The 12334-nt window shown below is 59.5% G+C and carries 11 protein-coding genes and 1 pseudogene; 7 read left to right on the plus strand and 5 right to left on the minus strand.

From position 1 onward, the window contains the following. Positions 1–247 precede the first annotated feature (247 nt). The 3 genes from galE to MTR72_RS34355 all read left to right on the plus strand — a co-directional run bounded on the left by galE (position 248) and on the right by MTR72_RS34355 (position 3176). A complete protein-coding gene (gene galE / locus MTR72_RS34345; protein ID WP_280966552.1) occupies positions 248–1264 on the plus strand; it encodes a UDP-glucose 4-epimerase GalE in 1017 nt (338 codons plus the stop codon). A 274-nt stretch (positions 1265–1538) separates the two neighbouring features. Then, positions 1539–1919 (plus strand): hypothetical protein, encoded by a 381-nt coding sequence (locus tag MTR72_RS34350; RefSeq protein ID WP_341511970.1) that lies wholly within the window; start codon positions 1539–1541, stop codon positions 1917–1919. Positions 1920–2357: 438 nt separating this feature from the next. Beyond that, positions 2358–3176 (plus strand): LuxR C-terminal-related transcriptional regulator, encoded by an 819-nt coding sequence (locus MTR72_RS34355; RefSeq protein ID WP_280966550.1) that lies wholly within the window; start codon positions 2358–2360, stop codon positions 3174–3176. 732 nt (positions 3177–3908) lie between these two features. Here MTR72_RS34355 and MTR72_RS34360 read toward each other — a convergent pair. After that, positions 3909–4109, minus strand: coding sequence for a CsbD family protein (locus MTR72_RS34360; protein WP_280966549.1), 201 nt, complete (start codon positions 4107–4109; stop codon positions 3909–3911). Between the two features lie 282 nt (positions 4110–4391). On the opposite strand from MTR72_RS34360, the gene MTR72_RS34365 reads away from it, so the two are divergent. Further along, the gene (locus MTR72_RS34365) at positions 4392–4655 is read left to right on the plus strand and encodes a hypothetical protein (protein ID WP_341511971.1); all 264 of its coding nucleotides are present in this window, start codon (positions 4392–4394) and stop codon (positions 4653–4655) included. 196 nt (positions 4656–4851) lie between these two features. Here MTR72_RS34365 and MTR72_RS34370 read toward each other — a convergent pair whose 3' ends face one another. Beyond that, positions 4852–5169 (minus strand): hypothetical protein, encoded by a 318-nt coding sequence (locus MTR72_RS34370; RefSeq protein WP_280966547.1) that lies wholly within the window; start codon positions 5167–5169, stop codon positions 4852–4854. Positions 5170–5644: 475 nt separating this feature from the next. Between MTR72_RS34370 and MTR72_RS34375 the strand changes: the two genes are divergently transcribed. Then, positions 5645–6049 carry a hypothetical protein gene (locus MTR72_RS34375; protein ID WP_280966546.1) on the plus strand — a complete coding sequence of 135 codons (405 nt, stop codon included), beginning with the start codon at positions 5645–5647 and terminating at the stop codon, positions 6047–6049. Here the strand turns inward: MTR72_RS34375 and MTR72_RS34380 are convergent. Together MTR72_RS34380 and MTR72_RS34385 are read right to left on the minus strand one after the other, a co-directional pair. After that, on the minus strand, positions 6034–6804 hold the full coding sequence (locus MTR72_RS34380; RefSeq protein WP_280966545.1) for a class I SAM-dependent methyltransferase: 771 nt from the start codon (positions 6802–6804) through the stop codon (positions 6034–6036). The genes MTR72_RS34375 and MTR72_RS34380 overlap by 16 nt on opposite strands. Before the next feature lie 260 nt (positions 6805–7064). Continuing rightward, positions 7065–7228, minus strand: a pseudogene (locus MTR72_RS34385) (transposase); the annotation flags it as partial. Here MTR72_RS34385 and MTR72_RS34390 point away from each other — a divergent pair. Continuing rightward, positions 7214–10294, plus strand: a complete 3081-nt coding sequence (locus tag MTR72_RS34390; RefSeq protein ID WP_280971121.1) for an ATP-binding protein — start codon at positions 7214–7216, stop codon at positions 10292–10294. The pseudogene MTR72_RS34385 and the gene MTR72_RS34390 overlap by 15 nt on opposite strands. Before the next feature lie 229 nt (positions 10295–10523). Here the strand turns inward: MTR72_RS34390 and MTR72_RS34395 are convergent, their stop codons facing one another. Further along, positions 10524–10964: a CBS domain-containing protein gene (locus MTR72_RS34395; protein WP_280966544.1), complete on the minus strand. Its 441-nt coding sequence runs from the start codon at positions 10962–10964 to the stop codon at positions 10524–10526. A 90-nt stretch (positions 10965–11054) separates the two neighbouring features. Here MTR72_RS34395 and MTR72_RS34400 point away from each other — a divergent pair, with 90 nt between their 5' ends. Next, positions 11055–11801: an ATP dependent DNA ligase gene (locus tag MTR72_RS34400; protein ID WP_280966543.1), complete on the plus strand. Its 747-nt coding sequence runs from the start codon at positions 11055–11057 to the stop codon at positions 11799–11801. Positions 11802–12334: the final 533 nt, after the last annotated feature.

The following is a 12334-nucleotide window of genomic DNA, read 5'->3' on the forward strand; positions in this document are numbered from 1 at the left end:
ACTACCGCGGAGACTTACCGATCCGGGGAACTAGGCACTTGGTTGCAGAGATATTTGAGAACACGAAACTATACTAAGCGACCGGAAACTGCACTACGAGATCGGTTGGCGGACCATGGGACACACCAGAGGGGATGAACTTTCGGGACTTGCGCTGGCTCGGGCGAGAGGCACGCACAGGGACGACTAACCCCTCTGAATCGCGCTGACGCCTGGGCGGGTTGAGCCAATAGGGAAGGTGTCGCCGATGATCATGTTGACGGGCGGGGCCGGCTATATCGGATCCCATGTGTGCATCGCGTTGCTGGATGCCGGGTTCGATGTCGTTGCAGTCGATAATCTCTCCAACAGCAATGAAGTGTCACTCGAACGGGTACAATCCATCTGCGGGCGGTCGCTCGACTTTCGGCACGCGGATATCCGGGATGCTGCGGCGATCTACGACATACTTCGTTGTTGCGGAGTGACCGCGGTTGTTCATCTTGCAGGGCTGAAGGCCGTAGGCGAATCCAACGTTCAGCCCATGACATATTACGAGAACAATGTTCTGGGAACGATGCGGCTTGTGTCGGCCATGACGAAGGCGAAGGTCAAGACGCTCGTCTTTAGTTCGTCGGCTACTGTTTACGGGATACCAACGTACCTGCCAGTCGACGAGAAGCATCCTCTTGGACCAACAAATCCGTACGGTCACACAAAGCTTTTCATCGAAGAAATGCTGAAGGGTCTGTATCAGTCCGACGACAAGTGGCGCATTGGCATTCTGCGCTACTTCAATCCAGTTGGCGCGCATGAAAGCGGGCTCGTTGGAGAAGATCCCCTCGGCGTTCCGAACAATCTGTTGCCGGCTGTGGCACAGGTGGCAGTTGGACGACGCGACAAGCTCACGATTTGGGGCAACGACTATGACACGCCGGATGGTACCGGAATCCGTGACTTCATTCATGTCGTCGATCTTGCATCCGGTCATCTAAGTGCCTTGCGCCACCTGGAGCAGCCCGCCCTGCTTACGGTCAATCTCGGAACGGGAGCGGGCAGCAGCGTCTTGGAGGTGGTTCGGACATTCGAGGCCGTGAGCGCCAGGTCAATTCCGTACGTGATCGGTGAACGCAGGGCCGGTGATGTTGCAGTCTGCTATGCCGATCCGACGCTTGCGAAAGAAGTATTGGGTTGGAAATCGACGCGGTCTTTGATGCAAATGTGTGCCGACCATTGGCGTTGGCAATTGAAGAACCCGACCGGCTATCTGGCACCGAACTTATGAAGGACCGGGAAAGGTCCAGGTGCTTCTATCCTCCACAGCTGAGCGTTCGATCGCTCGGATCGGCCGTGCGAGCTTATTCGGCCTTGTGCCGCGCCGCCGCGACGAGACCGCAGAGATTGCTACGGCGACGGAGTAATCAAGCAGAAGATCGCAGCGTCATAGATCGACTCCATCGGCGGGGATCTCCTGGCCGGCCTTCTTGCCGAGCGCATAGGGCGCGCTCGCCTTCCGAACGAACCGGTGACGGCTGCCGAATCAGAGCACAGGGTGCGTCGTGAACTGGTTGCCGTCCTCCACGTGGTGGTGGCGACAAATGCGCCCTCAGAGAGCGACAAATGCGCCCTCAGAGAGAGAGAGAGAGAGTCCACGGTTCCTTCTGATCACGACGTGCCAGCCATCCAGCTTTGGAGACGCCGCCGCCGGCAAAGAATTCGAGGTCGACGCGCAGCGCCGCCATCATCTTTTTCGAGTCTTCGTCTCCGGCATTTCAGTGCCTTATCGTGCGCTCGCGAGCCTGCAGCGTCGCGGCGACGATCTTCTACAGCTTCCCGCCTATCACGTGAACAGCTTCGATCACGAGTTTCGCATCAGTTGTGTCAGCGTTTCGCCCGGCATTACCGCCATGTGGCAGATCTCATCGCGCAGCAACCCGTGATTTGCAGGGTCAGAAGGTGGGGGACCTATCTTCGAAACTAGTCCATTTGGCTCGATATTCACACTGCAGACCGCGATTGTCGTTCTAAGTGGCAGAGGCGCAAGTGAGAGATGCGGTCCTGGCCGAACGGAGCCTAGCCGAATGGAACCTGGCTGGAACTTAGCCGAACGGAACCTACAGGGTTTTGGCTCCGCTAACCCAAAATGCATAACGCTAAAAGGAGAATGGAGAAGTCTTCTAATTTATGCTAAATTTTCCCGATAATTCATGACGGCATTATTGCAACCATAGGCTTTTTTTTGGGAGGGGCGTCTCCACTGGCCCAAGTCCAAAAACACCAATCGTCCTTGGTGAGGATCATCAACCATCCACAGGCGGGACAGTCGAGCTTAAGCGCGCCTCATCGACCTTCTAATTGTGTCCAGATTGGAGGGCAACATGGGACGGAGAAATTCGCTCAGAATCGTGCTCGTTGGAAACGGAAGCTTACTCAAAGAAGAAGTTGCCAGAATTCTACGTTCGGCGAATTTTCGCATTGCAGCCTCTGTATCTCGGGCCGAAGACTTTCTCAGTAGCAAACTGCAATCACGCCAGCTGCTGTTTCTCATTGTCCATACTTGCGACGATTTCGCCGTGGTGGCGGAGCAAATCGACCTTCTAAGGCACGGCAGCCCGGGTAGGCAAATTGCGGTTGTTGCCGATCGTTATCGGCAAGAAGAAATGGCTGCAGCATTTCGGACAGCCTCCAGCTATTTCGTCGGCGCCATGCCATCTGACCTGTTCATCAAGTCAATAGAACTGGTGATGATGGGGGAAGTAGTCCTCCCGACGGCATTTCTGCGATCTGTTTTCGCTCCAAAAGGCGCGCTCAGGGACAATGTTGGCCCAAGCGACGCCAACAACGAGGCGCTCGCCACGCCACAGAACGATATCATACCGCAGCTTTCACCACGGGAGAAAGCGATTCTGCGCTGTCTGGTCGAAGGCGAGTCCAACAAATCCATAGCACGAAAGTTTCAGGTCACCGAGGGCACCGTGAAGACCTACGTCAGAACCACACTTTGCAAGATCCGAGTCAGTAATCGCACACAGGCAGCGATTTGGGCGATGCACAACCGGTGGCTGGCTCGAACAATCAGCGATAGTTCGCCGCCACCGGCATCCGGCGCGGATATCCACTTTGCCAACGCGAGTGGACTGCGCTCTGGAGTCGGACAAATTGAAGGGTCGATGCCACCAACTGGCAAGCCTCACTGAGCTGCTTCGCCGCCGGCGGCGCGTGTGGTCCGTTAGATTGCGACAACCGCTGTTTGGCCATCCTCCACGATGGAATGCCCCTTCTAGTTTGCTGGCACAACAAGAGTCCTAACAGGCCCGTTGACCGGACTCAATTTGGACCGGTGAGTACACCAAGGTGAAACTCATAGTCGGCGGCTTGTTTCGCATGAGGTTCATGACGCGAAACTCCGCCCTGTGACCTCCCAATCCATCCCCCTCTACGCCAGCCGAGCAGGGTCCTTCTTGCGAAACGAATCCGGCGGCCATTGAGACCGCCGGATATAGAAAAAGTCTTTCAATGGACATCCGAGCCTCAAGTCATAGTGGTGTCTTAGGAAGAACCGGGCTATCGCAGCAAGAGTCTGAGCGGCGGGTCGATGGCATCATTGCGGATTCCAAAACGGCTATTGCTCCGTACGCGCCGCAGCTCGATCATCGTGGCCTTTTCAATTGCAGCTGCTACCCTGCTTTGAGCGGCCGCCGCATGACGTAGGCGGCACACGTCGCGATGGGGGCGCCGCTACTAGAATGGATGGTGAGTTCGAACAAGATGAACAACGACGAGCGGCTCCGGATTCAGCTAGAGATAACCGGTCTCGTCCGGTCACTTAGTTCGACAGACGACGCTAACGTTATGGCTCCACTTTTATTCTGGAGCTCAATTGCAGTGGAAGCCGCGGCGTTGAGCCGCGGCCTTTGCGGAGGTAGCCGCTAGTGTAGCGACTTGAGCCAATCATCGATGTCCTTACGGATCTGGTCCTTGGCCATGCCGTAGCGGTGTTGCAGCTTGCCCTCCAGCTGTTCGCGGTGACCCTCGATCGTGTTGAGGTCGTTGTCAGTAAGCTTGCCCCATTTCTCCTTAGCAGCACCCCTGAACTGCTTCCAATTGCCCTCGATTCGGTTCCAGTCCATGACTATCTCCTGGAGTTCTAATGGCCCTTCAACGATCGCAAGGGACGGCCGTTCCTTACCGCGCGCGGCGACGATTGTTCGCGTCGTTTGGATGCTTAACTACGGAGTACATCTGCGCGCAGTCCGCCAAGATGTTGCTCATCCTGGGCCGCAAAGCCAACGGCGTCATTTGCCGCTCGCACGTCTCCAGATTTGAGCGTGCCGGCCATCGTTGGACCTCATCGGAATGGTCGGACTTTTTGGCGGAGAATGGCGCGCAAGGCAGACCGCCGGGGCAACGTCATGCTCGGCATCGTCCAAAGATTTGCGCGCGCTACGCCTGATTTCTCGAAAATAGGGAAGGGCTCAGGTCGTTGGGAAGCATGGTGTTTCGCAAATTCAAAAATGTTTATGGCTGCATCATTCATAAGCGTCAAAAGCGGGGCAAGCTCAAAAAATCCTGGAATTCCTCTCATCGAAGCTTATAGCGGCGGATTGCATTGCACAAAACGAGATAAAGAAAGCGCCACCGCAGGCGATGCAACTGTCAATCGCGCATGTCGCTGAAATTTATAGCCGGGGTGAGCAAAGGCCGTTGGGATTAGCGAATTTCGCTATCGCGGCTATCGAGCGTGAGGAGAAAGTCGCCCGTGATGCACTTCAGGGCATGCAGAACTTCCACTTTAGAACTGTTGATTAGGTGCGTCCCCCGGGGCGCACCGTCCGCCGGAGCCAGTGGTATTTCCCCGTCGCCGGCAACGCGCTACAATAAGCTCACCGGGACCAATACGGGCAACCCTTGAGTTTGATAGCCGATATGGTCAAGCCGTCGCCCGGAATGCGCAAAGTGTTGAGGCAGGCGCACCTGTACGGCCGCCTGATTGCGCACGATGGCAATCTGTATTTCCCCGGCGGCACCCGCCGTAAATGCAGCGAGGAGACCGCCATCGCGATGGTCAAGGCAGGATGGCTTAGGCATCGCGGTGTACGAGGTTACGCCCGACGGCGTCAGGCTGATGCGCGGCGCGAATAGCTTTCGTCTGTTGCTGCAGGAACGGCGAGCCGATGCAAAGGCAGCCATCGCCGAGCTCAAACAAGATTTGGAGAACAGCCGAACAATACCCTGACGGCGAACGGCTGCCCGGAGGTCCCTGTTGGCGGTCAGGCCCGATTCACTTAGTCGTGAATTGGGCCCGCTGCCTGCGCGGGGTCCTAGCGGCCAGAGAAAGCGAGCATCAACCTCCGCGCCCCACGCGGCGCAAGCGCTTTCGCTCGAGAGGATGGCGCGGTTGTTGACCGCGCCGTCCAGCGTAAGCAACAAATCGATCGTCGTTTTCTGCTTCGGATTGGGTGAAGCAAGAAGATCCCGAACAATCGGATCGTCTTCTTCGCGACGACGTGACCGATCTTGCGCTCCTGTGCGCGTACTTGCCTGCGCATGTGAGGCGGTCGTTGCGGAAGTAATTGAACTTCACCCAGGCCGTACGGTTCAGTCGCATCGCGACCTAGAACGCGGCCAATGGTCGTAGGCGAGGGGGCGCAACACTGGGGTTTTCATGTCCGGTCATTTGCGATTTTGCTTCGCCGCTTTTCTCCTTCTCGCAGGTCTCTCGACGTCGGCGGCATCTTCGAATCCTTTCGCCGCCTTCTTTGGCCAAGCCGCTCCTGCAGAAGCCACCGCGCCGGCGCCCGCCGAAAAGGAATGCTTGCCGCAGCCCGGGACGGCCGAGAGCCAGCGCTGGGTCTATCGTTTCGATAGCAACCGCAAATGCTGGTTCCTGGCCGCCGAGAGGACCCCGATGGCAAAGAAGTCGGTTCGTCACCGCGCCGCGAAACAGGTCGCCGCTCCCAAGGAAAACGGGACCATGGGCCGCAAGCAAGCCCGTCGCCATGCCGGCCGCGTAGGTGATGAGCAAAGCGATCTGGCCGAGGTTGAGGCGCTCTGTCATGGGAGGCTCTGATCCGAACGTGGGGGCGCCTTGCTCAAGACCACGCGCATCGCGTCGAACAGGTTCACCGGAATAGCGAACCGGTTGCCGGTCGGGCTGGCCGCGATCTTGCGGCCGAGCATGCGACCGACCTGGAAGGCGATCAGCGAGAACGGCACGAATTTCCAGGGGTGATCGGAACTGTCGACGCGCGAGCCGACCGAATGGGCGAGAGACCCGATGTTGTCGCGGTTGAAGAACCACAGGTGCTGCGGAGGCGTCATCAGGCGCCAGTGCGCGCCGATCGACCGCGCCGCCAAGGAACCGAAGTCTCCGGTCGTCAGCACGATGATTCCGCCCGGCCGGAGATGGTCCGCGAACAGTGCGAGGGCTTCCTGTGGGTCGGGCAGATGCTCGATGACATCGAGGAGGACGATAACATCCAAGGTGCCAAGCGACTTGAGAGTCGCTTCGCTCAGCAGGCCGCAGACGACGTTCAAGCCGAGATCGCCAGCATGGGCAGCAGCCGCTTCCGCCGGCTCGATGCCGCTCACCTCAAATCCGGCGCGGCGGGCCTCATCGAGAAAAAAGCCGTAGGCGCAACCGATCTCGAGCAGGCAGCCCTGTGGCTTGCGGTGCCGGATGAACTCGACCGTACGGGCGAACTCGCGCCGTAGCACGGGTTCGGCGCCGCGGTAGTCGGCATAGCCGTCGGACTGACGGCCGGAAAAGTAGCCGTCGTCATAATAGGCGAGGGGATCGAAGCTCGATGCTTCGATGCGTCCCAATCCGCAGTCACGAGATTGAAAAATGTCACAACCGTTCTTGATGTAAAGAAACCGATGCGGCGTCGCCCGACCGCAAGCGGGACACTTAAGCGTAAGCGCAGTTCGGTCGTTTCGCATCAGCACATGCGCCAATGGCTTTCTTCTCAGTGCGAAAAAAACGCCTCTGATACCGAACTGTTCCGCTCAACGAACGGGCACGGGGTCGCAGCTTCCTGCCTGCCAGGTGCAAAATAGATCGAGTATGGCCCACACTCTCGCCGCCGGCTGACCGTGCCGCACTCGATGAGCTTCTCCAGGAACAGCCGCCGGAACAGGCGGGAGAGCACGCATCGGGGGAAGAATCCGGGTCGGCAGGACACCAGTGCGCGCCATCGGGCAAGATGCCGCCGCCCGGCACGATCATGTGGACATGCGGGTGAGGTGTTTTTCCATCCATCTCGACGTCGAAGACTTTCACGAACTCATCGGCGCCTACCACAAGCGCGTTGCACAGATCTTGCCCCGGTTCGGCGGCTTTGTGTCCCGCCGCGTTGGTGACGGTGTCTTGGTCTATTTCGGTTATCCGGACGCTCATGAGGATGATCCCGAGCAGGCCGTGCGGGCGGGCCTGGCCTTGATCGAGGGCATCGGGCGCCTGGGGAGCCCGGAGCCGCTGCAGATCAGAGTTGGCATCGCTACCGGCCTCGTGGTCGTGGGTGACCTGATCGGATCGGGAAACGACGCGGAGGTTCTGGGTGAGGTGCCCAATCTCGCCGCCCGGCTGCTGGCTCTGGCCGAGCCGAACACGATTGTGATCGCCGACAGCACGCGGCGGCAGATCGGATCGGTTTTTGCGCTGGAGGACCTCGGGTTCAAGGACCTCAAAGGCTTCACCGAGCCTCAACGCGCTTGGCGCGTGCTGGGCGAGGACCGGTTCAAGAGCCGTTTCGAGGCGCTGCGCTCCGCTGAGACACCGCTCGTCGATCGCCAGGAGGAAACCGAGCTCTTGCTTCGACGCTGGGCGCAGGCAAGAGCCGGCGAAGGGCGTGTCATCCTGTTCTCCGGCGAGCCCGGCATTGGCAAATCGCGCCTGACGGTGGCGCTCCGGGACCTACTTGATGCGGAGCAGTACATCGAATTGCATTACTTTTGCTCGCCGCACCACCAGGACAGCGCGCTCTTCCCGGTCATCAATCTGCTCGAGCGTGCCGCCGGCTTCGGGCGAGAGGACACGCCGGCCGCAAAGCTGGACAAGCTGGAAGCGCTGATGGCTGAAACCTCGGCAGCCGAACGGGACGTGGCGCTGTTGGCTGACCTCTTGCTGCTGCCCACCGGACGCTACCGCAGCGTTGAGCAAAACCCGCGACGCAGGAGAGAGGAGACTTTTGAAGCATTGCAGGAGCAGCTCACCGCGCTGGCGCGGAAGAAGCCGGTGTTGATGATCTTTGAAGACCTGCACTGGATTGATCCGACCACGAGGGAGCTGCTGGACCTCTTCATCCGTCGGATCGAGCGCATGCCCGTCATGCTGATCGGAACGTTTCGTCCGGACTTCATCGCGCCATGGGCAGACCAGGCGCACGTTACCATGCTGACGCTGAACCGTCTGAACCGGTTTGATAGCGAGGCCCTCGTCCGGCAGCTCGCGGCGAAAGCGAAATCATTGCCGAGTGAACTGATCGGAGAAATCGTCGAGCGCGGCGATGGCGTTCCGCTGTTCCTGGAAGAGGTAACCAAGACAGTCGTGGATGCCAGCCCGGCTCGTCGGGCGGAAGCCTCGACGTCGCGCCCGTCGCTCTCGGTCCCACCGACTCTGCATGCTTCCTTGATGGCGAGGCTTGACCGCATCGGCCCCGCGGCCAAGGAGATTGCGCAGATCGGCGCGACAATTGGCCGGGAGTTTTCCTACGAGCTCGCGGCCAGGGTCGCCGAGCGGCCTGAGGGGGAGATCAAGGAGACGCTTGGTCGGCTGGTCGAGGCCGGCCTGATCTTCCAGCGCGGCGAGCCGCCGCGATCGAGCTTCCTGTTCAAGCATGGCCTGTTGCAGGATGCCGCTTACAGCACCCTGCTGCGGGACCGGCGACGAAGCCTGCACGCGCGCATTGCGCAGGCGATCGAGGAGATTTTTCCCGAAATCGTCGAGAGCCAACCGGAAGTGGTGGCGCGCCACCGGACCGAAGCGGGTCTGAGGAAGCAGGCCGCGGTCTATTGGCAGCGCGCTGGTGAGCTGGCGTTGCGCCGTTCGGCAGGGAGCGAGGCGCTGAAGCACTTTTCCAACGCGTTGCGGCTTCTGGAAGAGATGCCTGATTCAGCGGAGCGCTGGCAGCAGGAGCTCGACATCCGGCTTGGGTTGGGCACCGCCCTGATCATCGCACGCGGCTTTCGTTCGGCTGGGCACGAAATCGTCGATCATTATGCTCGGGCCGTTACGCTCGGTCGGGGACTGGGCGACGACAAGAAGCTCTTCCGGGCGATGTGGGGCAACTGGTACACGAATCTGATTACCGGGCGGACCGAGCAGGCGCTTGGAATGGCCAACGAGCTCGTCGAGGTGGCCGAACGGCTCGCCGATCCCGATCTGATGCTCGAGGCCTATCACTCGCGCTGGGCGAACTCCCACGTGCTGGGCCTCAATTCGATTACGTTGGCCGACACAGAGCGCGGCATCGCGCTGTACGATCCCGAGCGTCATCACGCGCACGCCTACGACTATGGCGGTCACGATACCGGCGTGTGCGCCTACGCGCACAGCGCTATCACGCTCTGGGTCATCGGCTTTGCGGACAAGGCGATGCAAATGTCGGTTTGCGCGCTCGAACTTGGGAACCGGCTCGGCCATCCTCCGAGCCTGGCCCATGCGGCATGGTGGTCGGCAGCGCTTCGCCAAATGCTTCGCGCCCCGGAGCCGTGCCGCGAATATGCCGAGCTGACGATACGGATCGGGCGCGACCAAGGGAGCAACATGTTCGTCGTGTGCCCGCTCCTTCTAGGCTGGATCGTGTTTCAATCCGGGCAGGTGTCGGAGGGCCTGGAGCGCATGGAGGATGCCGTCCAGGCCACGCGGCAGTCGGTGCGACGTTTCTATTACGAGTATGAGCTTCTGGTGTTCGCGGAAGCCCTTCTGAACTCCGGTGAAGTCGACCGCGCGCAGCAAGTCGTCCACGAGGCGCTCGAGGTCATCACGACCAGCCGCAACCGCCTGTTCGAGGCGGAAGCGCATCGTCTGGCGGGTACATGCCTCGCGGCTCGCGGCGGCGAAGCGACCGTGGAGGCCGCGCAGCGACTGTTGCAGGCGATCGACACTGCCGACCGGCAAGGGGCGCTTGCGTTCAAGCTCCGCGCCGCCATAAACCTTGCCCGTTTGTGGCAGGACCAGGACCGCCGCGGCGAAGCGCGCGACCTGCTGCGCGAGATCTACGGTCAATTCACGGAAGGATTCGATACTCCTGACCTCAGGGACGCCAAGACGCTCTTGGATGAGCTGGACGTCAAGGGCACTCCACGCCCGTGAGAGCGATGCACACTAATGGCGAAGTCTTTTCGCAGGCCGACACCGCGCATGACCATCCCGGCAGAGCTAGCGCATTGCATCCGCGAGAGGTGAGAGGGATCTTGAGGCGATCCCACAATGCTTTCACACAGCGAGAGCAGGGCATCAACCAGAGCGGGGACTCCAACTTTCCCGCCATACCATGCAACATCGCTCGGGGACCCACGATATCAACGGGCGATGAAAAGGCTCAGGCGGTAGGCGAGCTCTGGTTGTGCTGCTGACTGGGCCGAGCGATTCCATGCAGTGCTTTGGCAGTTCCCGCCGATTGGCGCGCCAAGTCGCTGAGCGATACAATACCGACCAGGCGCTTGTTCCTGTTCACGACGGGCAACCGCCGCACCTGAATCTCACTCATGTTCGCGCAGACGTGAGACATGTCCTCGTCTTCGAAGCAGTATTTCACCTCTTGGGTCATCGCGTCACGAACCTTGCTGTCCGGCCCTTTGCCATCCGCGATGCAGCGCACCGCGATATCGCGGTCGGTGATCATGCCCACGAGCCGATCACCTTCGCCCACGGCCAACACGCCACAATCGCATTCCTTCATCAGCTTTGCCGCGTCCTGGACCGTGTCGTTTGGATCTACGAGTTTCGCGTCGCGCGTCATTACATCGCTGATCTTTTTCATGGTCACCTCCTATGCCGCGCATCGCCGGTAAGTCTCGCTTAAAGCGAGGGCTTTTTCGATTGACGGGTCAATGCAATCTCAACGGATGCGGTGGTTGCGCGTTCCAAAGATGAGACTGGTGACCATGAAGAGGAACCCTCGATAGTCGAAGCCGCTTGCGTCAACAGAGATGCGGACGCGCTCTGGCGAGAAATCGGCTGGTTTGGCACCGTCCGAGAAACCGAAGGCGAACACGAGGGCTCTCTTCGCGTGGCTGAGGGACGGGATGGCAGCCAACAGACGGAGCGCCTGCTCGATGCCCTTGGCGATAGCGAGTCCTTCCTCAACAAGGCCCACAGCGTTGGTCCGAGCCGTAGCAACGCTGTTACACCCCGAGTTTTAGCGACTCCTGGAGAAAATGCGGGTAGGCTTTGCCACGCGCTGTCCGAGCATGCCAACAAGCTCAATTATGAAGGCATTGTCTCCAAGCGCGCCGACGCGCCGTACCGTTCTGACAGGACCGAAGCCTGGCTCAAGGTGAAGACCGTCCAGCGCGAGAAGTTTCCCGTCGTCGGCTTCATCAAAGACCCTACAGGCGTTGCCGCGCTCTACCTTGGCAAGAAAGAAGGGAAAGAACTGCGCTACATTGGGAAGGTCGGAACTGGTTGGAGCAGGGCCACCTCCCGTCAAATTAGGAATGCTCTTGATACGGTGGTGAGCTCGAAGACCAAGCTCACTAAGCCGGTTAAGGAACCGAAGGTTGACGTTGTCGGCTGTCTCATTAGTTTCGAAAATAGAACGCTGCTGGGCTCGAAATACAGGTCCCCGGCGGCATTTTCTTCTCAAACTGAGCGCTGAAATCCCAATTGATCTCGACTGTGCAATGGCCATGCCACAGGTTTGTGACGCCGCCTGCGGGTTCTTGCTGCGGGCCTCGCAATGAAAATCCCGTTGCGCGACATCTCAAGGTCAGCGCCCGTAGATCCGGTGAAACGCTGAAACGGACAAATCCCTAATTCACCCGGCCGCGGCGGGCCGGTGGGTCACAGCATAACGAACGGAGGGGAATTCGGTTCTGCTCAGGCTATGCTCTGGTTCAATCTCGCGTCGGCGAAACAGCGTCCCACGACGTCAATCGGCGGCTTGCAATTCGCGCCGAAGCGCGATTTTGGCACGAGTAATCCATTTTGAGCGTTAGGCCGCGCTCGCATAGCAGGCAGCTTGTCACCTTTGACCGCTCGATTGGCAACTTGATCGACAACTATGGCGGCTTTCGCGCTAACATCTGCCTGGTAGGAAAATGCTTGCTGCGCTCTAATCAGACCGCCGAGGCTCACGATGCAGGTAAGGAAATGCGACGTGAGTGTCTTCAAACGCATGAAACGTCCGCT

Source organism: Bradyrhizobium sp. ISRA442 (genome assembly GCF_038085055.1).
Classification (GTDB): Bacteria; Pseudomonadota; Alphaproteobacteria; order Rhizobiales; family Xanthobacteraceae; genus Bradyrhizobium.

Coding starts and splice junctions, on each gene's coding strand:
- MTR72_RS34395 (WP_280966544.1), bottom strand. CDS start 10,964: ATGAAAAAGATCAGCGATGTAATGACGCGCGACGCGAAACTCGTAGAT.
- galE (WP_280966552.1), top strand. CDS start 248: ATGATCATGTTGACGGGCGGGGCCGGCTATATCGGATCCCATGTGTGC.
- MTR72_RS34375 (WP_280966546.1), top strand. CDS start 5,645: ATGTCCGGTCATTTGCGATTTTGCTTCGCCGCTTTTCTCCTTCTCGCA.
- MTR72_RS34390 (WP_280971121.1), top strand. CDS start 7,214: ATGCGGGTGAGGTGTTTTTCCATCCATCTCGACGTCGAAGACTTTCAC.
- MTR72_RS34355 (WP_280966550.1), top strand. CDS start 2,358: ATGGGACGGAGAAATTCGCTCAGAATCGTGCTCGTTGGAAACGGAAGC.
- MTR72_RS34365 (WP_341511971.1), top strand. CDS start 4,392: ATGCTCGGCATCGTCCAAAGATTTGCGCGCGCTACGCCTGATTTCTCG.
- MTR72_RS34360 (WP_280966549.1), bottom strand. CDS start 4,109: ATGGACTGGAACCGAATCGAGGGCAATTGGAAGCAGTTCAGGGGTGCT.
- MTR72_RS34370 (WP_280966547.1), bottom strand. CDS start 5,169: ATGGCTGCCTTTGCATCGGCTCGCCGTTCCTGCAGCAACAGACGAAAG.